General features: G+C 59.8%; 23 protein-coding genes. 11 read left to right on the forward strand and 12 right to left on the reverse strand.

From position 1 onward, the window contains the following. The 7 genes from GFER_RS16930 to GFER_RS16960 form a co-directional block, all read right to left on the reverse strand. A partial coding sequence (locus tag GFER_RS16930) for a methyl-accepting chemotaxis protein (protein ID WP_040101247.1) occupies positions 1-1,708 on the reverse strand: 1,708 nt, incomplete at its 3' end. A gap of 218 nt (positions 1,709-1,926) precedes the next feature. Continuing rightward, entirely contained in the window at positions 1,927-3,108 is a 1,182-nt protein-coding gene (gene nrfD / locus GFER_RS16935; protein WP_040101248.1) for an NrfD/PsrC family molybdoenzyme membrane anchor subunit, read from the reverse strand. Continuing rightward, the gene (hybA, locus tag GFER_RS16940) at positions 3,101-4,009 is read right to left on the reverse strand and encodes a hydrogenase 2 operon protein HybA (protein WP_040101249.1); all 909 of its coding nucleotides are present in this window, start codon (positions 4,007-4,009) and stop codon (positions 3,101-3,103) included. The genes nrfD and hybA overlap by 8 nt, the downstream gene beginning before the upstream one ends. A 4-nt stretch (positions 4,010-4,013) precedes the next feature. Then, positions 4,014-5,114, reverse strand: coding sequence for a hydrogenase small subunit (locus tag GFER_RS16945; protein WP_052446545.1), 1,101 nt, complete (start codon positions 5,112-5,114; stop codon positions 4,014-4,016). A 63-nt stretch (positions 5,115-5,177) separates the two neighbouring features. Beyond that, the gene (locus GFER_RS16950; protein WP_052446546.1) at positions 5,178-5,690 is read right to left on the reverse strand and encodes a hydrogenase maturation protease; all 513 of its coding nucleotides are present in this window, start codon (positions 5,688-5,690) and stop codon (positions 5,178-5,180) included. Then, positions 5,687-7,249, reverse strand: a complete 1,563-nt coding sequence (locus GFER_RS16955; RefSeq protein ID WP_040101250.1) for a nickel-dependent hydrogenase large subunit — start codon at positions 7,247-7,249, stop codon at positions 5,687-5,689. Before GFER_RS16955 ends, GFER_RS16950 begins: the two co-directional genes overlap by 4 nt. 356 nt (positions 7,250-7,605) lie before the next feature. Next, positions 7,606-8,961 (reverse strand): sigma-54-dependent transcriptional regulator, encoded by a 1,356-nt coding sequence (locus GFER_RS16960; RefSeq protein WP_040101252.1) that lies wholly within the window; start codon positions 8,959-8,961, stop codon positions 7,606-7,608. A gap of 319 nt (positions 8,962-9,280) precedes the next feature. Here GFER_RS16960 and hypA point away from each other — a divergent pair, with 319 nt between their 5' ends. The 5 genes from hypA (at position 9,281) to hypE (ending at position 12,962) form a co-directional block, all read left to right on the forward strand. Further along, a complete protein-coding gene (gene hypA, locus GFER_RS16965) occupies positions 9,281-9,622 on the forward strand; it encodes a hydrogenase maturation nickel metallochaperone HypA (protein WP_040101253.1) in 342 nt (113 codons plus the stop codon). A gap of 2 nt (positions 9,623-9,624) precedes the next feature. Then, positions 9,625-10,380 (forward strand): hydrogenase nickel incorporation protein HypB, encoded by a 756-nt coding sequence (gene hypB / locus GFER_RS16970; RefSeq protein WP_052446547.1) that lies wholly within the window; start codon positions 9,625-9,627, stop codon positions 10,378-10,380. A gap of 129 nt (positions 10,381-10,509) precedes the next feature. Beyond that, a complete protein-coding gene (locus GFER_RS16975) occupies positions 10,510-10,743 on the forward strand; it encodes a HypC/HybG/HupF family hydrogenase formation chaperone (RefSeq protein ID WP_040101254.1) in 234 nt (77 codons plus the stop codon). After that, on the forward strand, positions 10,740-11,831 hold the full coding sequence (hypD, locus tag GFER_RS16980) for a hydrogenase formation protein HypD (RefSeq protein ID WP_040101255.1): 1,092 nt from the start codon (positions 10,740-10,742) through the stop codon (positions 11,829-11,831). The genes GFER_RS16975 and hypD overlap by 4 nt, the downstream gene beginning before the upstream one ends. A gap of 117 nt (positions 11,832-11,948) precedes the next feature. Further along, positions 11,949-12,962, forward strand: a complete 1,014-nt coding sequence (gene hypE, locus GFER_RS16985) for a hydrogenase expression/formation protein HypE (protein WP_040101256.1) — start codon at positions 11,949-11,951, stop codon at positions 12,960-12,962. A gap of 65 nt (positions 12,963-13,027) precedes the next feature. Here the strand turns inward: hypE and GFER_RS16990 are convergent, their stop codons facing one another. The 5 genes from GFER_RS16990 to GFER_RS18020 all read right to left on the reverse strand — a co-directional run bounded on the left by GFER_RS16990 (position 13,028) and on the right by GFER_RS18020 (position 18,395). Beyond that, positions 13,028-13,246 carry a hypothetical protein gene (locus GFER_RS16990; protein ID WP_040101257.1) on the reverse strand — a complete coding sequence of 73 codons (219 nt, stop codon included), beginning with the start codon at positions 13,244-13,246 and terminating at the stop codon, positions 13,028-13,030. Further along, a complete protein-coding gene (locus GFER_RS18435) occupies positions 13,243-14,295 on the reverse strand; it encodes a hydrogenase maturation protease (protein ID WP_082048152.1) in 1,053 nt (350 codons plus the stop codon). Before GFER_RS18435 ends, GFER_RS16990 begins: the two co-directional genes overlap by 4 nt. Before the next feature lie 66 nt (positions 14,296-14,361). Continuing rightward, a complete protein-coding gene (locus GFER_RS17000; RefSeq protein ID WP_040101258.1) occupies positions 14,362-15,639 on the reverse strand; it encodes a Ni/Fe hydrogenase subunit alpha in 1,278 nt (425 codons plus the stop codon). Positions 15,640-15,765: 126 nt separating this feature from the next. Then, complete coding sequence (locus GFER_RS17005) at positions 15,766-16,500, reverse strand: NADH-quinone oxidoreductase subunit B family protein (protein WP_040101259.1); 735 nt, start codon at positions 16,498-16,500, stop codon at positions 15,766-15,768. Then, positions 16,497-18,395, reverse strand: a complete 1,899-nt coding sequence (locus GFER_RS18020; protein WP_052446548.1) for a 4Fe-4S dicluster domain-containing protein — start codon at positions 18,393-18,395, stop codon at positions 16,497-16,499. Before GFER_RS18020 ends, GFER_RS17005 begins: the two co-directional genes overlap by 4 nt. 277 nt (positions 18,396-18,672) lie before the next feature. Here GFER_RS18020 and GFER_RS17015 point away from each other — a divergent pair, with 277 nt between their 5' ends. The 6 genes from GFER_RS17015 to GFER_RS17035 all read left to right on the forward strand — a co-directional run bounded on the left by GFER_RS17015 (position 18,673) and on the right by GFER_RS17035 (position 24,781). Beyond that, positions 18,673-21,312, forward strand: coding sequence for a hypothetical protein (locus GFER_RS17015; RefSeq protein WP_040101260.1), 2,640 nt, complete (start codon positions 18,673-18,675; stop codon positions 21,310-21,312). Positions 21,313-21,604: 292 nt separating this feature from the next. Next, positions 21,605-22,360 (forward strand): formylglycine-generating enzyme family protein, encoded by a 756-nt coding sequence (locus GFER_RS17020; protein ID WP_459542347.1) that lies wholly within the window; start codon positions 21,605-21,607, stop codon positions 22,358-22,360. Between the two features lie 199 nt (positions 22,361-22,559). Continuing rightward, positions 22,560-23,411, forward strand: a complete 852-nt coding sequence (locus GFER_RS19450) for a transposase (protein WP_040101261.1) — start codon at positions 22,560-22,562, stop codon at positions 23,409-23,411. 56 nt (positions 23,412-23,467) lie between these two features. Then, complete coding sequence (locus GFER_RS18820; RefSeq protein WP_139172169.1) at positions 23,468-23,821, forward strand: hypothetical protein; 354 nt, start codon at positions 23,468-23,470, stop codon at positions 23,819-23,821. Between the two features lie 236 nt (positions 23,822-24,057). After that, positions 24,058-24,333: a formylglycine-generating enzyme family protein gene (locus GFER_RS18025; protein ID WP_459542348.1), complete on the forward strand. Its 276-nt coding sequence runs from the start codon at positions 24,058-24,060 to the stop codon at positions 24,331-24,333. Further along, positions 24,299-24,781, forward strand: coding sequence for a formylglycine-generating enzyme family protein (locus tag GFER_RS17035; protein WP_052446551.1), 483 nt, complete (start codon positions 24,299-24,301; stop codon positions 24,779-24,781). The genes GFER_RS18025 and GFER_RS17035 overlap by 35 nt, the downstream gene beginning before the upstream one ends. Positions 24,782-24,870: the final 89 nt, after the last annotated feature.

Raw genomic sequence — 24,870 nt, forward strand, 5'->3', positions numbered from 1 at the left:
TGTCGTTGCTCGACGCGCTGATCTCGCCCATGGCCTGCACCATGGCCTGCATGCGGCCGCGACCCTGCTCGGCCGACTGCTTGGCCTCGGCCGACAGGCGGTTGGCCTGGCCGGCGTTTTCCGCGCTCTGGTTGGTCTGGGAGGCCATCTGGTTCACCGAGGCGGAAATCTCCTCCAACGAACTGGCCTGCTCCGTCGCCCCCTGGGAGAGCGACTGGCTGGCGTCGGCGACCTGACCNGCCATCTGGTTCACCGAGGCGGAAATCTCCTCCAACGAACTGGCCTGCTCCGTCGCCCCCTGGGAGAGCGACTGGCTGGCGTCGGCGACCTGACCGGACCCCGTGGCGATTTGCTCGCCGGAGGTCTGAATCTCGCGCACCATGGAGTTGAGATCGCTACTGAGTTTATTGAGCGCGCCGCGAATCACATCACGCTCGTCACGGGGCCGCGCCTCGAAATCGAGATTGCCGTCGGCCAGTTTCTGCAAGGCATCAACCACTTCATGTTGCAGGTTGTCGGCAAGGGCATCCATGGTGCGTGCCATCTGCCCCAGCTCGTCCTTGCGGGTCAACTTCAGGCGGCGGGTAAGATGGCCGCGCTCGATCTCGCTGACCATTTCCATTACCGCGCGGATCGGGCGCACGGTGCGCTGCGCCGCCCACCAGGCGAAAAGCCCGGCGACAACCAGCAGGACACTCCCAATTATCAGAAGCAAGGTCTGCATTTGGCCGAAGGAGGCGCCGATGGTTCTACTTGTAGCCATATATTCGCGCTCGGGCAAGGTGGCGCCGATGAGCCAGTCAAAAGGCTCATAGTAGACGAAATCGAGCATCATGCGCTCGCTCTCGCCCGTCAGGCTGCTCTGGAAGGAGAGGATCAATTCCTGAGAATCACCGGGCGCAGCCAGGCCCTTTTCCGCCAGCAGGGCGAACACCGAACGTCCCTCGGCATCGCGCCGATCCAATAATTCGCCGTTTTGCCGTCCGCCGGGAGAAACCACGTACCGCCCGCGATTTTCGCCCCCGGCCTGCACCACCCAGAAATAGCCGGTGGCGCCGACGCGCAGGTTTTCGAGCTGGGTGCGGATGGCCGCCAGGGCCGCCTCCTCCCCCTGATGGTCGTAGAGCGCATCCATTTCATCGATGAACACCCCGGGCGCGATGATCAGATCCAGAGGCGCAAAGTAACGGTAATAGACGGCCTTGTCACGCTTGGCGGTGACCGCATGGTAAACGATGTAGCCTTCCTTGTTGCCGCGCATCTCGTCGATGTGGGCAGTTCCTGCCAGATTTCGACCTTCCCCCGTCGCGTGAATGGTCAGCACACCTGCGCTGTTCATGGCGAAGGCATCGCCCGTGGCAGCGATGCGCAGGCCGCGAATCTCTTCGCGAATTTTCTCCCAGGCCTCCTCGCGCGGCAGCGTTTCGTGATAGGTGGTGATGCGCCGCAGAAGTTGGTCTGCCGAGGAACGCAGATAGTTGCGAATAGCCGTTTCACGCTGCTGCTCGCGGCTCTGGCGATAGTTCTCCACCAGATTGAGCGTTCCCTCGATCAGCGCCTCAAGACGGGAATCGACCAGTTCTTCCACCTCATGGGCCACCTCGGCCTCGGTCTGGGACGCAAAGTGCCGCGTGAACCCCAAAGTGATCAACATAGGGATGAGCACCGCAACAAGAACCATGATGAGCTGCTTGTACTTGATAGACATAAAAAAACCCCCAAAATTTAATTCCGAACATGAAATTACAATAATCTTAATCTCGCCACAAGCACAAACCGTTAAAGTTTTTCAATAAAACAATGTTACCTCTTGAAGTTTAATCATTACAGAAACTTACAGTGAACACAAAAAAATGGGGAGCGGTATGAAAACCGCTCCCCAACATTCATAAAGCAGGGAGGTACTTACAGCAGCAAGACGGGGGATCAGTGCTGCCGTTCGAGAATGGGCAGGTAGTTCACAGCGAGTTTATAGAGGAACAGGCCGAAGGCGACAAAGCCGAAGGTCACGGCGAACTCGCCCACGGACGGAAAGTAGTTCCAGCCCGGTCCCATGTCCATGCCGATGAGAAAAACGTTGAAGCGATAAGCGACCACGCCGCAGATCACTGAGCAGGCAGCCAGGAACAACTTGAGGCTGTGAAAGCGCACCCTCTTGTTCATCAGGACGACAAAGGGAATGAGGAACAGCGCCATCTCCACCCAGAAGGCGTAGGCGTACTTGCCTGGCACGAAGGCCGCCGGCAGAGCACCGCGCCAGGCCAGATCGCCGAAGCGAAAGAGCAGGAATGCCCCAAGAAACCAAGGGATGAATTTGGCGAAATCACCGATGAGGTTGATTTCGGATTTGCGATTGAAGAAATAGGTGGCCAGCGAAGCCTCGAACACCACCATGGACGGTCCCACGGCGATCGCCGACATGAGAAACAAGAGCGGCGACCAGGGCGTGAACCACAGCTCATGCAGCTTGTAAGGGGCGATAAGCATCATGGTGCCTAGAGACGACTGATGACCAAAGGACAGCACGACCCCGCCGAGGACGAAGAACACCGCCACCTTACCCATGACCTTGTCGGCCACGTGGAGAAAGGCATTGGTGAGGCTGTTGAACATGGCGAGGGGGCCGGGCAGATCGACCTTGTCCTTGTATTCTTCGACCACCGCAGGCACGTTTTCCACCGCCAGCACGCTCAGGTAGAGCATGACGCACCAGGCCACCTCGAAGAGCACCGAGTTGCCGTTCCAGTAGATCAGAGCGTGCCAAATGTAGTACCAGCGCCCCAGGTCGAACATGACCGCCATGCCCACCAGCATGTAGCCGATAAAGGCGGTGAGAATCGCCGGGCGCAGCAGGGCATGATACTTGTGTTTGCCGAAGATCTCGACGATCAGACAGGTGGTGAAGCCGCCCGCTGCCAGGGCCACGCCGCAGGCCACGTCAAAGGCGATCCACATGCCCATGGGATAATTGGGGTTGAGGTTGGTCACGGAGCCGAAGCCGTGAAAGAAACGAAAATAGGAAAACACCGCGGCACTGACCATGAAGAAAATCAGCAGCGCCACGTTGGGCGTCCAGAACTTTAACCGCAGAGCGGCTGCCTTATTCATGATCCGTCTCCCCTTTGAGCTTGTTGCGCCTCTGATTGAAGGCCATGATACCGCCCAAGGCCGCATAAATGGCCACGGGAGGAATAAAGTACTTGAAGATACCGTGCTGGATGGACTCGGTGAGGCGTGGTACACCCTTGTAACCAAAGGGCGGCAACCCCAACGAAGCAAAACTGACCTTGGGCTTGGTCAGGTAGAGTACGCCGGTGCCGCCCACTTCGTGTTCGCCATAAACGTGAGGATCATAGCGATCAGGATTGGCGGCAATGCGGTTGCGGGCGATGCGCAGCAACTCGTCGCGATGCCCGAAGGTGATGGCATCGACGGGACAGACCTCGGCGCAGGCGGTGGGCCGGCCGTGCACCAGGCGCGTATCGTGACACAGAGTGCATTTGCTGATGTCGGGAATGGCCCTGTGCCACTCAAACTGGGGCACATTATAAGGACAGGCGATCATGCAATAGCGACACCCCATGCATTTGCGACTGTTCCAGGTGACGGCCCCGGTCTCTTCACGGACGAAGGCCAGCACCAGACAGGCCGACTTGCACGCCGGATCAAGACAGTGCATGCACTGCTCCTTGACGAAGGTGGCCTCGCCGCTTTCCTCATCGCGCTGCATCTTCACCAGGGTGTAGGTGCTGTCCGAAAGGGTGCGCGGCGAGTCGAACAGGCGCCCGCCGTCGCCCAGGGTGCTGTCCGGCGGCAGCTCGTTAACCCTCTTGCACGCCGCCTGACAGGCCTTGCACCCGATGCAGCGGGTGCTGTCGTTAAGCATGCCGTAGCCGGGATCGTCAGGCAGCTTGGCTGCCGACGCCTGGGCCGGCGCGGTCAGGGCCGCACAGGCGCCCGCCCCCGTCGCCGCGGCGACTTTGAAAAATTTTCTGCGAGAGATCGGCATCCCCTTACTCCTTATCGTCCAGATCCTGTTTGGCTTCGGCGGAGCGCTTCCTGATCATGCTCACGCCGGCGGCACCCGCGGCAATCCCGGCCAGCGCCCCATAGGTCGGCGTGAAATCAATATCCTGGCGCTGTTCGGTGACGATAGGCGGAAAAGCCGAGGGCGGCGTGACGTTGTAGACCGGAACCGGCTCGAACATAGAACCTTCATAGGGGAATTCGGGCTCGACGCAACCGATGCAGGGATGGCGATTATCCAGGCAGTAATTGGTACCTGAATTGAATTTTTTCTCGGGGCAGTTGGCATGAGCCACGGGGCCCTTGCAGCCGAGTTTATACAGGCAGTAAGGCTCGCCCCAGTGCTGCGCAAAGCGGCCGGCGTCGAAGTGGCCGCGCAGGGGGCAGTTGTCGTGAATCAATTTGCTGAAAAACATCTTCGGGCGCAGGTGCTCGTCAAGTTCGATGGACTCAGGGCCGGCAAGGAGATAAGCGGCCAGGGTTCCAACAAACCAATCCGGGTGGATAGCGCAACCGGGGATGTTGATCACCGGCGTGGTGATGCCTTTCTGCTTGAAGTACTCCGCAACCCCGACGGAACCGCTGGGATTCATATTGGCCTTGTTGACCCCACCGAATGCCGCGCAGGAACCCACGGCAATGACCGCCTGTGCCTTGGGGCCGAGACGATCCATGTGCTCGGTGCTGGTGATGCCGTGCTCATCCTTCTCACCGATCTCACACATGCGCGGGTCTTTGGTGATGATGGAGCCCTCGACCACCAGCAGAAAAGGTTTTTCCTCGGCGGCGTACATGGCCTCCATGGCCAGATCGCCGGCGGCGGCCATGACCGTGGAATGAAAAGCCAGTTCCGTATGGTGACCGGGCACCACCTGATCGAGAAGCACGTCCTGAATGCGCGGCGAAAGACTGTTGAGCAGGGCCACCGAGCAGCCTGTGCAGGCCCCGGTGCCCAGCCAGATGATGGGAGTGTGCTTGATGGCGTCGGCAAAAGCTTTTTTCAATAAGGGATTTTCAAAAATATTGACGCCCAGAGCCGCGGCGGTGCCGGCGGAAAATTTAAGAAATCTGCGTCGTGTCAGTGCCATGATGGTTCTCTCCTGTGAAGGGAAAATTGTCACGTAGGGGCGAGACATGCCTCGCCCTGGTCTTTACAAGCCAAGCTCCTTCTTGACCAGCCGCACCGCTTCCGGAACCGCGGCCGCCACCTCCGGCGTCAAACCGATGCCCAGGGCGGTGGAAGCGGGCTGCACACCGATGACCACCGTCGCTTTCGGACGGCAGTCGACCAGCTCACCGAGCTTGAGGGTCTCCAGCAAGCCCACCTGATGGAGGCTGGCGGTGGGAATCGCTTCGGCTTCAACCTCTTCAGGACTGAAGCGATAGAGCGTTCCCGGTGCCTGGCCGCCCTGCACCGCGTCGATGACGATGAGCCGCTCGCGGCCGTGAAACACATCCATTAGATCAATAATGGAGGTCCCGGCGTCAAACAGCTCTACCCCTGCGGGCAGATCTTGGGCGGCCAGAGCCTTGAGCACCGCGTCGGCAAAACCGTCGTCCTGACGCAGGATGTTGCCCACCGCCATGACCAGCATCGGGACGTGGCCTAACCCTGAGGCGTTTTCGGGCGCATGCGATGCCCCCTTGCAGGCTGCGGCAATCATTCCGGACCCACAACAAAGCGGCCGAGATCTCCACCCTTAGGTGTGACCACATGCACCGCGCAGGACAGACAGGGATCATAAGAGCGCACGATGCGCACCAGCTCGAAGGGGTTGTTCTGGTCTTTGACGCGCGTGCCGATGAGAGATTGCTCAACGGGACCAGGGACGCCCTTGCCGTCGGCGGGACCCATGTTCCAGGTGGTGGGCACCACCGCCTGGTAGTTTTTGGTCTTGCCACCTTCGACCACGATCCAGTGGCCGATGGCGCCGCGCGGCGCCTCATGCAATCCCATGCCGCGATTATTCACATCCAGAGAGTACTCGGCGCACACCGGCCGGCCGGGCTGGAGTTCGAGGACCCACTGCTTGAGCTTGTCGGCGACCAGCTTACACTCGATGGCACGCGCCGCATGGCGACCGAGCACCGAGAACAACACTTCGGGACCGGCGTTGAATTGGCCGAGAACCCCGTCGATCTGGGATTTCACCTCGGCGTTGCCGCCTGCATAGGCGGCGAGCATACGCGCCAGGGGACCGACCTCCATGACCTCGCCGGCATAGCGCGGCGACTTGCACCAGCTGTAGGCACCGGCCTTGTCGCGATCAGGCTCGGTGCTGCCGTCATAGGGATGCACCGGACCGGTCTCGCGGTACCAGCTGTTTTCCACCTGCTCGGTGATCTGGTTGGGATCCAGGGGGCGCAGCTTGAGATCGGCGGCGCGCACGATGCCTTGAGGGATGTAGCGCCGGCGCTTGGTCAGGTCGGGATGATGGTCGAGGTCGAACACTCCGAAGGACATGAATTGCTTGCAGCCGGCGCCGATACCGAAATAGTCGCTGTAGCGCCGCGCGACCATAAGCACGTCGGGCAGGTAGCGATGTTCGATGAAGTTGCTCAACTGCTCCAGCTTCCAGTAAAAGGACGCGATTTTATCGATGGTCGGCTCGGCGGTAACACCGCCTGCGACGATGGACATGTTGTGCGGCATCTTGCCGCCGAACACCGCCAGGGCCTCATGGGCCAGACGCCGCAGGTTGAGGGCCTCGACGTAGTGAGCGACAGCGGCGCGGTTCTCTTCCTTGCTCAGGCGGTAATCGCCTTCGTAGCGCGGCAGAAAGGGTCCGAGGTGACCGCGGGCGATGAACTCTTTGACTTTTTTCAGCGAGGGATCCGAGCCGTTGTAATCCGCCACCGCAGTGACATCGACGTAATCGAGGGCTGCGAGCTGATAAAAATGCAGAATGTGTGACTGCACATAGTTGGAGCCCTGGATCAGGTTACGCAAGATGCGACCGTTAGACGGGATATTGCCGTTGACACCGTAAGCTTCGTCGAGGGCGAAAGTGGCCGCCAGCCCGTGGGATGTCGGACAGACCCCGCAGATCCGCTGCATGATGCGGGCGGCATCGCGCGGATCGCGCCCGAGAAGTACGTTCTCGAGTCCGCGATACATCATGCCTGAGCTTCTGGCTTCCTTGACCACCCCGTTGTCAAGCACCGCCTCGATTTTGAGGTGGCCTTCGATTCGGGTAACCGGATCGATGACGATTTTTCCCATAATCCCTCTCTCCTGAAAAAAAGTGATGTGTTGCTCACGCACCGACGCACGGATGGCAACCGGACACGCATGACTCCCAATGGACGCTAAGCATTGGCAAGCAATATGCCAGCGTCAGGGTTTCACATTAAAAAACCAAATCATCTCAGGAGCTTAGTCAGGATTCTGTATACGCGGGAAGGATAGACAGAAAGACACATTTTGGACAAAATGACACGCGATGTAGCATTTTGTCCAAAATGGTCAGTGGTCAGTGGTCAGTGGTCAGTGGTCAGTGGTCAGTGGTCAGTGGTCAGTGGTCAGTGGTCAGTGGTCAGTGGTCAGGACAACGGACAACGGACGGGCGCAGCCCCACCCTACCCCTTATCGATTTCGTACTGGGCGAGTTTGCGGTCGAGGGTTTTGCGGGCGATGCCGAGAATTTCAGAGGTTTTGACCTTGTGGAAGCCGGTCTGGCGGAATACCTGCTCGATGTACATGCGCTCCACGTCCTCCAGAGACAGATCGCCCTGGGGCGGGACAAATTCTTCACTGCCGCCGCTGGTGATCTTGGACGGTAGAAAAGCGGGAGAAATTTCATCGCCATCGCAGAGGATCACGGCCATTTCCATGGTGTTTTCCAGCTCACGGACGTTGCCCGGCCAGGGATAACGCCTGAGCAGCGCCAGGGTTTCGGCGCCCAGGCGCTGCTCGGGCCGAGCGGCATACTTGCGCACGAAATGCTCGGCAAGCAGGGGAATATCTTCGCGCCGCTCACGCAAGGGGGGGAGATCGAGCGTCACGACGTTGAGACGATAAAAGAGGTCTTCACGAAAACTGCCGCGCGCGACCTCCTTCTCCAGGTTTTTGTTGGTGGCGGCGATAAAGCGCACATCTGCGTGACGCACCTTGGTGGCGCCCACCGGCATGAATTCTTTTTCCTGCAGCAGACGCAGTATTTTGGCCTGCAGAGCCGGGCTCAAGTCGCCGATCTCATCGAGAAACAAAGAGCCGCGATTGGCCTCTTCGACCAGACCGCGATGATTTGCCACCGCCCCGGTGAAGGATCCCTTGACATGGCCGAAGAGTTGGCTTTCAAGCAGAGTGTCGGTGATGGCGGCGCAGTTGATGGTGAGAATGCGCTCCTCGCGCCTTGGGCTGCTGTAATGAATGGTGGAGGCAATCAACTCCTTGCCGGTACCACTTTCACCCAGAATGAGCACACTGGCGGCGCTCGTCGCGACCCGCTTGGCCAGGGTAAAGACATTGCGGAACGCCTGGCTCTGGAAAATGACCTGTTCCGGATCGAAACGCCGTCGAATCTCGGCCTTGAGCGAGCGGTTTTCGGCCACCAGGCGGCTGCGCTCCACCACCGTATCCACCAGGGCATAGATATCCTCGGCGCAAAAAGGCTTGATCAGATAGTCGTGGGCACCCAGCTTCATCGCCTCGACGGCGTTGCGCACCGTGGCAAAGGCGCTCATCAATACCACGCACAGATCGCCGTAGCCGGCCTTGATGCGCCGCAGCACTTCCAGACCATCGATACCAGGCATCTTGGCGTCGACCAGCACCAGATCAGGCAGCGCCCCTTCCATCTCTTCCAGCGCCTTGAGCAGGGCGGCGCCAGCGCCGAAACATTCAACGTTGTGGCCGCGCGCTTCAAGCAACCTGCGCAGAAACTGCTGGATTTCAACTTCGTCATCGCAGATGAGAATTTTTCCCTTGGTCATGGGCAGTTGGTCCTTGAGCAGAAGAAAGGCAGATCAAACACGAAATTCGCAGGCTAGCAAAGGTGGCGGCGCAGTCGCAACGGTTTTCCAAAACGACACAGGTATACGCCGGGAATTGCGGCGAAGAGTTGCATTTTGACACATTTCGGCTCTATAGTCTGGTCTTGACGGTCGAAACCCGGCTCACCGCAGAGAGCGCGAAGTACACCGAGAAATCTTTTTGAGAAGGATTCAATCATCCCTCTCTTGAACTTCTCCGCGCACTCTGCGTTCTCAGCGGTGCAAGCCTATTCCCCTTGTCGCTTCTCAAGGCCACACCATGCACGAACTGGGCATCACCCGCAACATCGTCGAGATCGCCGAACGTCACGCCCGCGAGCAGGGCGCGACGCGGGTCAACTCCCTGACCGTGCAGATCGGGGCTCTTTCCGGTGTGATTGCCGAGGCGGTGGAGTTCGCCTTCGAGGCCTGCTCCCAGGAGACCCTGCTGCAAGGCGCGCGCCTCATCATCGATGCCGTACCTGGGCGCGGCCGGTGCCGCGCCTGCGGTGCAGAGAGCGAAATCGACCGCTTCACCTACGCCTGTCCTCATTGTGACGCCCTGGCTCTGGAAACGGTGCAGGGCCAAGAACTGCGCATCCTCGAACTGGAGGTCGACTGACCATGTGCATCGACTGCGGCTGCGGCCCGACGGACCATCACCATCATCACGATCATGCCCATGATCACCACCACCCTCACCCTGAAGCGCCACCCGCCGCGCGCACTATCCGCATCGAAGAGGACATTCTCGCCAAGAACAACCGCCTGGCCGGCAACAACCGCGCGCTGTTCGACGCAAAGGGCCTGTTCGTGCTCAATCTGGTGAGCTCGCCGGGGTCGGGCAAGACTTCGATTCTTGAGCGCACCCTGCGCGATCTCCAGGGGAAGATGTCTTTTGCGGTACTCGAAGGCGATCAGCAAACCGACCAGGACGCCGCGCGCATCGCTGCCACCGGCGTCCCGGTCCACCAGATCAACACCGGTGCCGGCTGTCATCTCGACGCGCACATGGTCGGCCACGGCATCGCGCATTTCGACCTCGACGCCAGCGACATCCTGATGATCGAAAACGTCGGCAATCTGGTGTGCCCGGCGGCCTTCGACCTCGGTGAAGACCACAAGGTCGCGGTGCTCTCCGTCACCGAAGGCGAGGACAAGCCCATCAAATACCCCAACATGTTCCACGCCGCCGACCTGCTGCTCATCAACAAAATCGACCTGCTGCCCTACCTCGACTTCGACCTGGAAAAATGCAAGGCCTTCGCCCGCCAGGTTAAACCCGACATCAAAATTCTGGAGGTGTCGTGTAAAAGTGGGCAGGGGATGGATGGATGGTATGCGTGGTTGGCTGAGGGGATGAACCGAAAAAAAAGCTAGGTCTGCTTTCACCGCAGAGCACGCAGAGATCGCAAAGGAAAAACCTGAATATTTCAAATTCTCTCTTTTTTCTCTGCGTCTTGAGCGAGCAAGGCGAGCGGGCGGTGAAAATATTAACAGGAGTTCTCCATGTGCCTTGGTATTCCCATGCAGATTCAGACCATCGACGGCGATCTGGCCGTGTGTGAAATTGACGGCGTGCAGCGCGAAGCCTCGCTGATGCTGCTTGCTGAGCCCGTGCAGGTGGGTGATTTCGTGCTGATTCATGCCGGTTTTGCCATCAGCAAGCTTGATGAAGAAGATGCACAGGCCACCATCGCCCTGTTCCGCGAGATTCTCGCCGAGGGCGGAGGGACCGAATGAAATACCTCGACGCCTTTCGCGACGGCGCGGTGGCGCGCAAGCTGGTGGAGAAACTGCATGCGCGCGTGGCTGACTACGCGGGCCAGATGACCTTTATGGAGGTGTGCGGCACCCACACCATGGCCATCTCCCAGCACGGCATCCGTTCGCTGCTGCCGGAGCAGATCCGCCTGATTTCCGGGCCGGGCTGCCCGGTGTGCGTGACTCCCGTGGATTATGTCGACCATGCCGTAGCCCTGGCGCGCCTGCCCGAAGTGATCATCGCCACCTTCGGCGACATGATCCGGGTGCCCGGATCGAGCAGCAGCCTGCAGCGCGAACAAGCGCGCGGCGCCGGCGTGCGCATTGTCTATTCGCCCCTGGATGCCCTGGCCCTGGCGCAGAAACACCCGGACAAAAAGATCGTATTTCTCGGCGTGGGCTTTGAAACCACCGCGCCGACCATCGCCGGGGCCGTTCTCACCGCCCAGCGCCAGGGGCTGAGCAATTTCTTTGTTCTCGGCGCCAACAAAACCATTCCCATCCCCATGGCGGTGCTCGCCTCGGATCCCGAACTGCAAGTCAGCGGCTACCTATGCCCGGCGCACGTCAGCGCCATCATCGGCCCCCAGGCCTATGCGCCGCTGGTCGCGCAGCAGAAAGTTCCCTGCGTCATCACCGGGTTTGAGCCTCTGGACATGCTGCAGGGCATCGACATGCTCGCGACCCAGGTGCTGGAAGGCCAACCACGCGTGGAAACTCAATACAGCCGCATCGTGCGCCCGGAGGGCAATCCTCAGGCCCGCGCCGTTCTCGAGCAGGTTTTCATCCCCTGCGACACACCCTGGCGCGGCATCGGCGTGATTCCCGGCAGCGGATTGTGTTTCCGCGAAGAATTCGCCGCCTTCGACGCCGCACGGCAGATCCCTGTGGATGTCGAAACACCCCGCGAGCATCCGGGCTGCCTGTGCGGCGAGATCCTCAAGGGCAAGGTCCGGCCCGCCGACTGCCCCCTGTTCCGCACCATCTGCACCCCGGAAGATCCCGTGGGTGCCTGCATGGTGTCGAGCGAGGGCACCTGCGCGGCGGAATACAAATACGGAATCTAATCAAACCTTTTCACCGCAGAGAGCGCAGAGGCCACAGAGAGCCCCAAACCAAGTTTTTTTCTCAGTGATCTCTGCGTCCTCTGCGGTGCAATCTTTTTGTTTTTCGGGGGTTAGGCTTTGAAATCCGACATCATCATCCTCGGCCACGGCAGCGGCGGCAAACTCAGTCATCAGTTGCTCGACGACGTGATCATTCCGCGCCTTTCGGGGCTTCCGCAGCGCGACCAGAATGATGCGGCGGTGCTCACCCACGGCGGGCGGCGTCTGGCTTTCACCACGGATTCCTATGTGGTCGATCCGATTTTTTTTCCGGGGGGCGACATTGGCGATCTGGCGGTCAACGGCACCGTCAACGACCTGGCCATGAGCGGCGCGCGGCCTCTTTATCTCAGCGTTGGATTGATTCTTGAGGAGGGGTTGCCGATCGTTGATCTGGAGCGCATTCTCGACAGCATGAAAAGCGCCGCGGCAGCGGCGGGAGTGACTATCGTCGCCGGCGATACCAAGGTGGTGCCGCGCGGCAAGGCGGACAAGATTTTCATCAACACCGCCGGCATCGGCGTTTTCGACCACGATTTCGACATCCGCGGCAGCGGCGCACGGATCGGGGACAAGATACTCGTCAATGGCGCCATCGGCGACCACGGCATGGCGGTGCTCGCCGGGCGCGAGGGGCTCGACCTGCACAGTGAAATCAAAAGCGACACCGCGCCCCTGCACGAACTGGTTGCCGAGCTCATCGCCGGCATCGGCACGGGGCTGCATGTGCTGCGCGACCCGACGCGCGGCGGGGTGGCCACCACCCTCAAGGAAATCGCCCTGCAATCCAACGTCGATCTGACTCTTGACGAAACCGCGCTGCCGGTCAACGAGGCGGTGCGCGGCGCCTGCGCGATTCTCGGCCTCGATCCCCTGTATGTCGCCAACGAGGGCAAACTGCTCGCCCTGGTCGCTCCGGAGGCCGCCGAGGACGCCCTGGCCCTCATGCAGCGCCATCCCACCGGTAAGGGTGCCGCCATTATCGGCGAAGTGAGCGACGCATCCACAGGCAGGGTTTACCTGCGCACCGCCATCGGCGGTCTGCGCGCCGTCGAAATGCTCGCGGGAGAGCAGTTGCCGCGTATCTGCTGATCCGCGGCAAACAATCCGCTGAGGGACGTGCCGCTATCGGATGGGGGGAAAGAGTCAGGGTTCGCTTAGAACTTCAGGCGAAACTTGCGTGGGCCGAGAATTTCCAGCTTGCCCTGCTCCAGCCATTGGCGGCGGCGGGCGCGATCAAGGCGCAGCAGAATCGCGCACTCCTCGCGTGAACGCGGTCGCGCCATGGGTTGGCGGCCGCGATCGCGCGCCAGGCGCGTTCGGGTAAAAGAGCCGCGGTTTTCCCGCACATAGTCATCGAAATTGATTCGCTTCATGGTTCCAGCCCGCTCAAAATCTTCTGCAAGGTATCTCCCACTCCCTCATCAGCCGCCCGGCAGCGCAAATAGTCAAAATCCACCTCGTCGAAATGCAGGGCGAGCAGCTGCTCGGCCCACTCGCCGTCACGCGCCGAACGCCAATGGACAAAAGCGTTGAGCCGATCGATGATCAAATCCTCCAAACCGATGAGGTAAACCAACCGATCGTCGATTTCGACTTCGGTCACGCGCGATCGATCTCCGGCCAGAACCGAGCCGGGAATCTCCACGGCCAGGTCCAACTCTTCGCTGAACCAATGCCGCCCCTCGCGGGTAAAGCCCATAGCGGCCAGACAGCGGTCGACCTCAGCCCGCTCGGCGACCACCAGGTCGATATCGGCGGTGGCATAGCCGCCCAGCGTGTAGAACTCCACCGCATTGCCACCGACAATGACGGGCCGCACCCCGACAGGCACCAAGGCCTCGCCCAGAACGCCCATGAAATAGAGCCGGCGTTGCCAACCTGCCGGAATCGCCTTTAATTTCTCAAGAATTTCAGCTTGCATGGGCAAAAGGATAGCATACCCCCCCACCGCCCGCAAAATCCGTTCGACCAACTCCGGCAACGCGTCCGTCACCCTCGGCGACAAAATCGTCCCCGGCGCTACACATGCAGGCTGCACACCCACCAGCAGCATCTCCGGCAGCGGTCCGAGTTCCCGTCCCAGAGCCAGCACTTGAGGCAAGCCGGTTTCATGCAGGGAGAGCGCGCCTTGCTCGGCCGCATCCACCTGATTTAAATCAAAGCAGCCGATGGCGCCCGGCGCCCGCCCCATCTCCACGGCATCCACGAAAATCACCCGCGTCGCGCCCTCCATAAGATGCAATAAAGTTATTCCGCCGGTGCCCCCATCCAGAACCTCGACGTCGGCCGGCAGAGTCAATCGCGCAAGACGCTCCACCACGGCAATGCCGACCCCATCATCACCCATCAGGGGGTTACCGAGGCCAATGATGCTGGTCCGTGGTCCGTGGTCCATGGTCCGTGGTCTCAGTTCAAATTCCATGCAGTTTACGAATCTTTTCTCACAAGATTTTAGCAACGGACAACAGACAACGGACTACTGACATTTTCACACATACTCAACCTTGACCAGATGGGTCGAACAGCTGATGCACGGATCATAGGCGCGGATGAGCATTTCCAGCTGGAGAGTGATTTCTTCCTGGGGCAGGTGCAACAGTTGGGGTACCAGTGCACGCAGGTCGGCTTCGATGTTGCCGAGGTTCTGCGCGGTGGGGATGATGCAGTTGGCGGCGCTGATACGGCCGTCGGCGTCGTAGGTATAGGCGTGAAACAGAGTGCCGCGCGGCGCTTCCACCGCGCCGGCGCCCCGTCCGCCACCGGGCGGCACCCAGATGGATTCGGCACGGATGCCCTTGAGCAGCAGAGTGTCGATGAGATGAATGGCCTCTTCGAAAAAATGCACAACTTCCGTCAGGCGCGCCAGGTTGCCATGATAGGGATTGGTGGTGGCCGCATCGAGGCGCAGGACGGCCGCGACCTTTTTCGCCATGGGTGAGAGCTTATCGGAGGCGTTGCGGAATCGCGCCAGAGGACCGACCATGAGAGTGTCGCGCGAGGCACGAGCGAACTTGGCGTTGGCGTAGGGCTTGAAATATTCCGTCAGAATGTCTGCAAAATCAGCGACCGGCGCGTCGATTCCGTCGCTGGAGACCATGCGTTCGCCGAGACCGGGATAACCCTGGTCGGCGGCGAGGCTCAGATATTCCGTGTCGCGCGCCATCTCGGGGACGGCAAAAGAGGCGAACATGGCCACCGTCTCCTCCAGATCAGCAAGGGCCGCCACCAGGCGCCGGCGCAGCTCCTTGAGATCCTGCGCCGCGGGCAGCGCGGAAAAGCCACCGACGCGCGGCGTCACCGGATGCACCGGTCGTCCGCCGACAATCCGCACCAGATCGTTGGCCACCTTTTTCAGGCGCAGAGCGCGCGCGACCAGATCGCGCCGGGTCTTGGCCAGGGGCAGCAGGCTCGGCACGCCAAGATAGTCGGGCACCGCCATGAAATAGAGATGCAGCAGATGGCTTTGCAGATTCTCGCCGTAACTGAGCAACCGGCGCAACCCTTGCGCTTGCGCGGACACCTTGACCCCCAGAGCGTTCTCCGTGGCCGCCAGGGACGCCAGGGTATGGGACACCGAGCACACCCCGCAGATCCGGGCGGCAATCGGCGCCACGTCCGAGTAATGGCGGCCTTTGAGCATCACCTCAAAAAAACGCGGCGACTCGACGATCTCCAGGCGGCACTCCTTGAGTTCGCCGTTGAGCGTATCGACCACCAGGTTGGCGTGCCCTTCCATGCGGGCGAGGTGCTTGATTTCGATGTTCATGAAAGCCTTATTCCGTCGGCAAAAATCACTTCACCGCTGAGACCGCGGAGTGCGCAGAGAAAACTCTGAAGGATCGTTTTTTTCTTTTTAACCCTCAGCGGCCTCTGCGCTCTCAGCGGTGAAAACTTAGGATTTCTCCGGCGGCAAGTTGAAGATGCGGAACTCCGCGAGGATATCTTCCACCGTCAGGCCGTGCTGTTCGAGGATCTGCCGGTAGGGCTGCGAACGGGGGTTATCCACCAGGCCGCGGCAGCCGCGGCAGCGATCCCCGGCGGCGAGACACAGAGCGTTGCACCCGGCGCGGGTCACGGGACCGAGGCATACGGTGCCGTGCTCGAAAGTGCAGGGATATTCGCCGAGCTTGCACTCGACGCACACCGCGTAGGCGGGTAACTCCGGCGTGCGCCCGACCAGCAGCGCCTGCAGCAGGCCGAGAAATTCCTGACCGTCGATGGGACAACCGGGCACCCGCGCATCCACCTGGACAAAGCACTCCAGGGGGCGCGGAAGCCTTTGTTCAATCCCCTCCACCACCCGGCCATAGGCACTCCGGCCCAGTTCATCCGGCGGACAGAAATGACTCAGGGCGTTGACTCCCGCGTTGTCGGCGCAGGCGCCCAAAGCCACCAGGGTGCGGCTGCGCTCGCGGATACGTTGCAGTCTCGCCGCCTCCTCGGGCGAGGCGATGCTGCCTTCGACGAAGGCGATGTCCAGAGCCGCGGCCTGCCCCGTCATAATCTCGCGAAATTCTACAATTTCAACCAGTTCCAGAAGTTCGAGAAATTCGTCCTCAAGGTTGAGGATGGTAAGCTGGCAGCCCTCACAGCAGGTAAAATCGAAGAATCCGACGCGCGGCTTCATCGCTCAATAGCCTCTTTGAGATGTTTGACTCGCGCGTAGGGAAAAATCGGCCCGCTTTCGCACACGCAGATGTCGTTGATGCGGCACTTGCCGCATTTGCCCAGACCGCACTTCATGTGTCGCTCCAAGTTGAGAAACAACCGATCCTCGGCAATCCCCAAGCGAAACAACAGGGGATTGAGGGAGCGGTACATGCGCGCCGGGCCCGACACCGCCACCGTGGTGCGTTCGGGGATAACATCGAGATCCTTGAACAGATGGGTGATGTCACCGCGTGTCACCACCCAGGGATTGTCGCCGTTGACAGCGGCAAAACGGCAGTCGATTTCACCACTGCGATGCCAGGCGAGCAGTTCGTCACGAAACAGGTAATGGCCGACGGAGCGCGCGCCGTAGAGCAGCAGCACACGGCCGAAGCGCGCGCGTTGGGCGAGGATGCCGAGCAACAATGAGCGCAGGGTGATCAGTCCCATGCCGCCGGCCACCAACAGCACATCGCGCCCGGCGAAATCCTCCAGTGGAAAGCCGTTGCCGAAGGGGCCGCGCACCCCGACCGTATCGCCTGGTTTGAGGCGGTGCATGGCCTGGGTCAGAGTCCCGGCGGCGCGCACCACCACATCGACCTCGTCCCCCGGCACCGGGGCCGAAGCAATGGTGAAGGGCGCCTCGCCCAGGCCGAACACACTGATCTCAAGAAACTCGCCGGGCTCAAACTCAATGGGCTCGGGCAGACGCAGGCGAAAAAGTTTTTCGGTTTCCGTCAGTTGCGCGACGTAGAGGATTTCCGCAAGTTGCGGGCGATACTCTGCTCCCGGCATCTGCCGCAAGGCGGGACGGGCCTGCTCGTCGAACAGGCGATTAAGCAGGGGCACCGGATCGATGCGACTCAGGCATTCGCGGCTGCAACGCCCGCAGCCGACACAGGCGGTGCGCTGGTACTTGTCCCACAGGTATTTGTACTTACGAAAAAAGCGGTGGCGCTGGCGATCGCCCTGATTGCCGCGAAAGTCATCGCCGCCCGCCACCTTGGTGAACTGGTCGAACTGGCAGGAATCCCAGGTGCGCACCCGCTCACCACCGGCCAGGTTGAGGTCGAGACGATCTTCCACGTTAAAGCAGTAGCAGGTCGGGCAGAGCATGGTGCAGGCGCCGCAGCCCAGGCAGCGGCCGCCCAGTTCCTCCCACAGGGGATGCTCGTAGACCTTCTCCATGAGCGGGGCCAGGGATTCGAAGGGAAAATCCAGGCGTGTCGGACACTGCTTGACTTGCAGAGGTAGCGGCGGTTCGCCGGGCCGCGCGCCCACCAAAGGCGCGTAATGACACAAAAGAGCTTCGCCACGCCGACTGCCCGTCTGCACCAGATAGGAGCCGCCGTCGAGTCGGTGGAAAAACAGATCGAAACCTTCCGCCACGCGGTCGGTGCCCATGCTGGTGCAGAAACAATGGGCGTCGGGTACGCAGTCGACACCGATAAGGATGGTCACCTCGCGCTTGGCACGGTAGGCGCTGTCGGCTTCGCCGTCGAACAAGCAGTTGTCGAGCACCTGCACCGCATGCAGATCGCAGGGATGCATGCCGAAAATCACGCGCGGCGTGGCGGCCCGCTCAGGCTCAAGCAGTACGCCGCCGCTAAGGCGGAAACGGAACAGCTTCTCCCAGTTGGGAAAAAGAAATTTTTTCGGTGAATGGATGTGCGGAGAAAATTCCAGAATCAACGCCGCCGGATCATCCAGGCGTGCCAGGGTCTGGCGATTGCCCTGCTCCTGCACCCCCACAACCTCAAAGGCGCTTTGCAGCGCGCGGGCGAAATTCTCGATTTCGCCGCGACTCATGCGCCGCCAACGCGGGTCGTCCAGGGGCAGCCGCCCGGCGGGATCGGTGAGAATCTGGTTCATGCGTAAGAAAACCCGAGGACAGGGAGAAAAAAACGGATGGTGAAAAAGCTTGGGAAAGTTTAAGCGAGGGGCGGTTGCAGAGTCAAGGCAGGGGAAAACTCCGAGAACCTTCTACAAAAGATTTGATCTTGAGTGGTTAGCCCCCAGCGCAAGATTTCTTTCAGAAATATCATTACGGAGCCAATTTCCGCTCCTTGCCCCTTGCCAGCCGCTTTCGATCATGGCAAATTACCGCTTCGTGTGAATTTATAATGAAATTAATAGCAGGAGGGAAATCTTGGCCATCGAAGATCCTTACCTCATCAATCCACGCAACCGCCGCCAATCCTTGCTCGGGGGATTCCGAGACACCTTCGGATCGCCCTTCTCAAACATCGATGACGAGCAAAGCGATCCTTTCGGGCGCGATCCCTGGGTAGAGCCTCCCACAGAGGCGGATCCACAACCCTGGCGCGGTATCGCCGTCGAAACCCTGCCCAGCGAGCTCAAAAAACAACTCACCCCTCATTACAGCGACTGGATCGTCGTCGATCCCGAACAGGCGCGCTACCGGCGCACCGGAGCGCAATTTCAACTCTTCACCCAGCAGAAAAAAGGCTGGGCGCCCATCGAGAATCGCGACAAGCTCGCCTTTGCGCAAAAACACTATGCCCTGATGCGCCGCAAATCAACCCTTGCCCAAGGCGGCGGGGCAGGCGATTTTGCTGCCGTCGCGCCTGGCATGGCGCCCGCCGTCTCCGCCGGCCGCGGCGAACCCACGCCCGGGGTGCGCATCAAATCTCCCGCAGACGGCGCCGTATTGCCCCTGGCCTCTCGCCGTCTGCCCCTCGAAGGTGACGCTTACGACGCCCAAAGCATCCGCGTGGTCTGGCACAATCTCGCCACCGGGCAAAGCGGCCAGTTCGTCCAAGCCACGCGCAGTCCCTTCGGCGCCTCCCAATGGCGCGGTCGCCTGGAGGCCGACGCCGCGGGCGATTATCTGCTCAGCGCCCGCGCCGAGGCGCCCGGCGGCAGCGATCTCCACCAGATTCAGGTGCGCCTGGTCGAAGAGGTCGTGCCCGTGGCCGAAATCCTCTACGAGCTGCGCACCAACACCTTCTATCTGCTCGAAGAAAAGGATTATGCGGCTCTCCAGGCCGCCGCCCGGCCCTTCGATGAGGCCATCGCCGCTCTCGACCAGGCCTACGCCGGCCGCGACGAAGAAAGCATCCAGCGCGCCAAGCAAAACCTCGACCGCACCCTGGCGCCTCTGGTCGACACGGGCGCCGAGACCTGTCACCTGACCGAGGTCATCGGCCTGCGCGGCGGCAAATACACCTATCTCGACACCCAGGACATCAAACTCACCTGGAAACATCACCGCATCAAGGACCTGACCCAGGGCACCCTCATCGACGGCGACAAACTCGACTTCGACAGGCTCAAGGACGTCTTCACCAAAAAGCATATTCAATTCACCTGGGATCTGGTCGAACCCCACAGCCAAACCCTGACCTCCTGGGCCGAAAGCGTCAATTGCCGCCTGAACAATCTGCTGCTGCCACCGGCCAATCCCAACCGTCGCTTCGACGTTTCGCCCCAGGCGCAAATCATGCGCTACACTCATGGCGCCAGCCTTAAAAACAGCGTCAACTTTGCCGAAAAAACCTTCGGGCTCAGCACTGAGATCACGCTCAATCTGACGCTGGCCCAAGCGCGCACCGACTTCAACGGCTACATCCCCAGGGCCAAAGGCCATCCTCTAAAATTCAGCTACCAGGTCGAGAGCGGCCCCCAACAGGGCCAGGTCAAGCACTTCGACTGCGGCCACATCCGCACCAAGCTGCAAGCCGCTCTCAACGGCTTTGCCGGAGCCAGCCTGCAGGTGGCCAACCAGGTGCAGTTCGATATTGCGCAAAGCGGCAATGTCGAAGTGCGCGGCGCCACGCGCAGCGATCCCGAGGAGAGCAACGGCCAAAGACTGGGCGGCGAAGCCTTTGCGGGGCTCAAACGCGGCTGCGAAGTCAGCGGCGCCGCCGAATGGCAAAACCCTGAGCGCGGCGGTGATTGGGGGACTCTGGCGCAGGTGGGGTACGAGGGGACGGTGGCATTGGGTGCTGGCGGCAAGCTGGATTTTTATATCATCTATGAAAGCGGGCGCTTCATCATCCGCGCCAATGCCCATCTGGTCTGGGGGCCGGGGGGCGGTGGTGGGTTTGTTTTTTCCGTCCACGCCGACAGCATCGCTGAGTTCTGCCTGTTTGTTTATCATCAGCTCAAGAACAACGATTTCAGTTTCTTGGATTTTATGACGCCCCGCGCGTTCGAGTATTTCCAGGCCCTGCGCACCTATGTGCTGTTGGCAGGCGGCACACTACGGGCAGCTTATGAGAGGGGGGAGGTTTTCTGGGATATCATGACCGAGAGGATTGCGTCTTCCCTCAGACTCCTCTTTGAAATTCCCGAAAAAATCGCCTCGTCCATTCAGACGGAAGCCCAGGCGCGCCAAGACGCCCTGGCGCTGGCCGATCGGATTCTGGCGCCGGAGAGCCGTGAGCTGATTCTCTTTCTGCCGCCCGAAGGCAAGGGGCAACTTCTTTTTGCCCTGTGCAAAAGCCACTGGCCCTTCCCCTTTCGGGCAGACGTGCAGGAAGACGCCATTCTCGTTATCCTGGGCACCATTCAGACCTGGCGCGAATACAAGGAAATCATGGAGCACCTCAGCATTGACGGCAGCCGCCTGCGGGTGAAACCTCTCGGGGACGCCGACGACCAAACCTGGCGCCACGGCGAGGCGTTCCTGCATCGCTTCCTAGACGGGGCGCAAAAAAACCAATTTCTCAGAATGAGAGAGACCCTGAACAAGGTATCCCAACTTCCCCATGCGCCCCAGGTGCACACCGCCGCCGTGCGCGATAATGGCATCGCGCTCGCGTAGGCACAGGAGAATAAAAGTGAAAAATTCATGGTTTGTGGTTCTGATGTTCGTCCTGAGCGCCTGCGCGCCGCTCAAAGCGGCTCAGGGCAAAAACATTTTCCAGCCAGCCCCGGAAATTCAAGCGCTGATCGAGCGTACTCTGGGCGATATGATTTTTGTCGAGAGGGGCAGTTTCATGATGGGTGATCCGGGGGAGGAACTAGAGGCGGCTTATGACGACAAAATCATCTACTTTTATTTGCCACGACAAGATTCCCGCCCCGCCCACAAGGTCACCCTCGACAGCTACTACATGAGTCGCTACGAGATCACCTACGGCGAGCATGACATCTTTACCNAACTAGCGGCGGCTTATGACGACAAAATCATCTACTTTTATTTGCCACGACAAGATTCCCGCCCCGCCCACAAGGTCACCCTCGACAGCTACTACATGAGTCGCTACGAGATCACCTACGGCGAGCATGACATCTTTACCGCCGCAACCGGACGTGAGCCGACCATGCAGCGCCAGTTCGGGGCCCCCTGGCGCTCACCCGAATACCCTGCCGGGGTGAGTTGGCAGGGGGCGCACGATTACTGTGCCTGGCTCGGCGAGCAGAGCGGGCTGCCGTTTGCGCTACCCACCGAGGCGCAGTGGGAATATGCGGCGCGCAGCCGGGGCAAGGTGGTGCCTTTCGCCACCGACACCGGTCTTATTGAGCCGGGCGTCAACTACACCGACGATTCCAACAGATATCCTTACCCTCCGGGAAAGTTTCCGCCCAACCCCTTGGGCTTTTACGACATGAGCGGCAATGTTTATGAGTGGGTGGCTGACTGGTACGATCCGGAGTATTACAGCAAGTCCCCAGGGATCAATCCCCAGGGTCCGGAAACGGGCACGGAAAAGGTCTATCGGGGCGGAGGTATTCGCAACTCTCCTGGAGGAAGCTCCGTCGTTATTCGAGGGAAAACATCAGAGTTGCTGAACTATGAAGTAGTTTCCTGGGGTTTCCGCTGCGTCATCAACACCGACCAACCGCTGCCGGTGAACGAGGGGCACTGAGGCTTGGCATAAACAGAGGTCGCCGATTAACTAGTGAGGGGGCCGATAGGGCCGATAGGGGGTCGGACCAAAGTAACTGACTGAAATAAAAAAGAATTTTCCCCAAAAAAACCTCAAAAACCACCCTATAGCTCGATTTTGGGGGGCAAAATCGGGCTTATGTTCTGCAATCGACATGAAATTGATCTGGGAGGGAGCTATGGCGCGGGCCAATCGACACTATGTCCCAGGTTGCATCTGGCACATCACTCACCGCTGTCACAAAAAAGAATTTCTTCTCAAATTCGCTCACGACCGCAACCGATTTGTTTTCTGGCTCGGCGAAGCACGCAAGCGCTATGGCCTGCAAATTCTCAACTACGTTGTGACCAGCAATCATGTTCACCTGCTGGTGAGGGATCAGGGCACGGCCAATTGCATCCCTTCGGCCATGCAATTGCTCGCCGGGCGCACCGGGCAGGAATACAATCAACGCAAACAGCGCAAAGGTGCCTTCTGGGAAGATCGCTACCATGCGACAGCCATAGAATCGGGTGAACATCTGTTACGCTGCTCGGTGTACATCGATCTGAACATGGTTCGGGCAGGCGCGGTAAGCCACCCGGAAGAGTGGAGACATGGTGGGTACCTTGAGATTCAGGGCCGGCGGCGTCGCAATCGACTCCTTGACCTTGATGTCTTGGCAAGTTCTGTCGGTATCGGCACCTTGACCGCACTGGCAGAGGTTCACAAAGAGTGGGTAAAGGAGGCGTTGCGCACCAATGACCTGGGGCGTAACGAGGCCTGGNCAAGTTCTGTCGGTATCGGCACCTTGACCGCACTGGCAGAGGTTCACAAAGAGTGGGTAAAGGAGGCGTTGCGCACCAATGACCTGGGGCGTAACGAGGCCTGGAGCCAAAGCCTTGCTGTCGGTAGCGAGGCGTTTGTTCTCGGGACACAGGATAGGCTCGGCGCGCGTGGCAAAAACCGCAACATTGAAGGACAGGGCGATTTTTTCGTTCTCCGTGAACCAGAAGAGAGCTATGGCGACGATTTCACCCCGAAAAATTAGCCTATAAGCGTGAAATACGCTTCTTTTTGGGCCTTTTTTGCTTAAATATCAATGGGTTGACTTGGTCCGACCCCACAAAAGCAGGTGATCGGATTCTGGCGCCGGAGAGCCGTGAGCTGATTCTCTTTCTGCCGCCCGAAGGCAAGGGGCAACTTCTTTATGCCCTGTGCAAAAACCACTGGCCCTTTCCCTTTCGGGCCGAAGTGCAGGAAGACGCCATTCTCGCCATCCTTGAGACCATTCAGACGCAAAATGAATATCGCGAAGTTATGGAGCATCTCACCATCGACGGCAGCCGCTTAAGGCCCCCAGGCCCGAGACCGTCCCCGACGAGTGGACCTGGCGGCAGGGCGAGGGTATTTTGTACCGCTTCCTCGACGGAGCGCATAAAAACCTATTTCTCAAGTTGAGAAAAGCTCTGATCAGAGTCTCCAGCCTGCCCGGTCAGGCAACAATCCATACCGCCGCAGTGCGCGACAACGGCATCGCCCTTGCTTAGCCAAAGGAGATCAAAGTGAAAAATTCATGGCTTGTGGTTCTGGTGTTTTTTCTGAGCGCCTGCACGCCCCTCAAAGCGGCTCAGGGCGGAAACATTTCCCACCTAGACCCCGAAATTCAAGCGCTGATCGAGCGTACTCTGGGCGATATGATTTTTGTCGAGGGGGGCAGTTTCATGATGGGTGATCCGGGGGAGGAACTAGCGGCGGCTTATGACGACAAAATCATCTACTTTTATTTGCCACGACAAGATTCCCGCCCCGCCCACAAGGTCACCCTCGACAGCTACTACATGAGTCGCTACGAGATCACCTACGGCGAGCATGACATCTTTACCACCGAAANAAGATTCCCGCCCCGCCCACAAGGTCACCCTCGACAGCTACTACATGAGTCGCTACGAGATCACCTACGGCGAGCATGACATCTTTACCACCGAAACCGGACGTGAGCCGACCATGCAGCGCCAGTTCGGGGCCCCCTGGCGCTCACCCGAATACCCTGCCGGGGTGAGTTGGCAGGAAGCGCACGATTACTGTGCTTGGCTCGGCGAGCAGAGCGGGCTGCCGTTTGCGCTGCCCACCGAGGCGCAGTGGGAATATGCGGCGCGCAGCCGCGGCAAGGTGGTGCCCTTCGCCACCGATACAGGTCTTATCGAGCCCGGAGTCAACTATCCGCCTTCCACCAGATATCCTTTCCCCGTCGGAAACTTTCCGCCCAACCCCCTGGGTTTTTACGACATGAGCGGCAATGTTCAAGAGTGGGTGGCTGACTGGTATGATCCGGCTTACTACAGCAAGTCGCCAGAACACAACCCGCAGGGGCCGGAAACGGGCACGGAAAAGGTTTATCGGGGCGGAGGCTCGAAATGACAACCGAAAATTGACCACCTGTGATCACCGAAATTTGACCACCCCCGTTGGTTGAAAATTACTTCTTTTTCTCGGGTTGTGGGTGGTTG

Source organism: Geoalkalibacter ferrihydriticus DSM 17813, from assembly GCF_000820505.1.
Classification (GTDB): Bacteria; Desulfobacterota; Desulfuromonadia; order Desulfuromonadales; family Geoalkalibacteraceae; genus Geoalkalibacter; species Geoalkalibacter ferrihydriticus.

Coding starts and splice junctions, on each gene's coding strand:
- GFER_RS18020 (WP_052446548.1), bottom strand. CDS start 18,395: ATGAACCAGATTCTCACCGATCCCGCCGGGCGGCTGCCCCTGGACGAC.
- GFER_RS16950 (WP_052446546.1), bottom strand. CDS start 5,690: ATGATTGCCGCAGCCTGCAAGGGGGCATCGCATGCGCCCGAAAACGCC.
- GFER_RS16960 (WP_040101252.1), bottom strand. CDS start 8,961: ATGACCAAGGGAAAAATTCTCATCTGCGATGACGAAGTTGAAATCCAG.
- hypA (WP_040101253.1), top strand. CDS start 9,281: ATGCACGAACTGGGCATCACCCGCAACATCGTCGAGATCGCCGAACGT.
- GFER_RS17005 (WP_040101259.1), bottom strand. CDS start 16,500: ATGAAGCCGCGCGTCGGATTCTTCGATTTTACCTGCTGTGAGGGCTGC.
- hypB (WP_052446547.1), top strand. CDS start 9,625: ATGTGCATCGACTGCGGCTGCGGCCCGACGGACCATCACCATCATCAC.
- GFER_RS18435 (WP_082048152.1), bottom strand. CDS start 14,295: ATGGAATTTGAACTGAGACCACGGACCATGGACCACGGACCACGGACC.
- GFER_RS16955 (WP_040101250.1), bottom strand. CDS start 7,249: ATGGGAAAAATCGTCATCGATCCGGTTACCCGAATCGAAGGCCACCTC.
- GFER_RS16945 (WP_052446545.1), bottom strand. CDS start 5,114: ATGGCACTGACACGACGCAGATTTCTTAAATTTTCCGCCGGCACCGCC.
- GFER_RS16990 (WP_040101257.1), bottom strand. CDS start 13,246: ATGAAGCGAATCAATTTCGATGACTATGTGCGGGAAAACCGCGGCTCT.
- nrfD (WP_040101248.1), bottom strand. CDS start 3,108: ATGAATAAGGCAGCCGCTCTGCGGTTAAAGTTCTGGACGCCCAACGTG.
- GFER_RS17000 (WP_040101258.1), bottom strand. CDS start 15,639: ATGAACATCGAAATCAAGCACCTCGCCCGCATGGAAGGGCACGCCAAC.
- hybA (WP_040101249.1), bottom strand. CDS start 4,009: ATGCCGATCTCTCGCAGAAAATTTTTCAAAGTCGCCGCGGCGACGGGG.
- GFER_RS16975 (WP_040101254.1), top strand. CDS start 10,510: ATGTGCCTTGGTATTCCCATGCAGATTCAGACCATCGACGGCGATCTG.
- GFER_RS17035 (WP_052446551.1), top strand. CDS start 24,299: ATGAGTCGCTACGAGATCACCTACGGCGAGCATGACATCTTTACCACC.
- hypD (WP_040101255.1), top strand. CDS start 10,740: ATGAAATACCTCGACGCCTTTCGCGACGGCGCGGTGGCGCGCAAGCTG.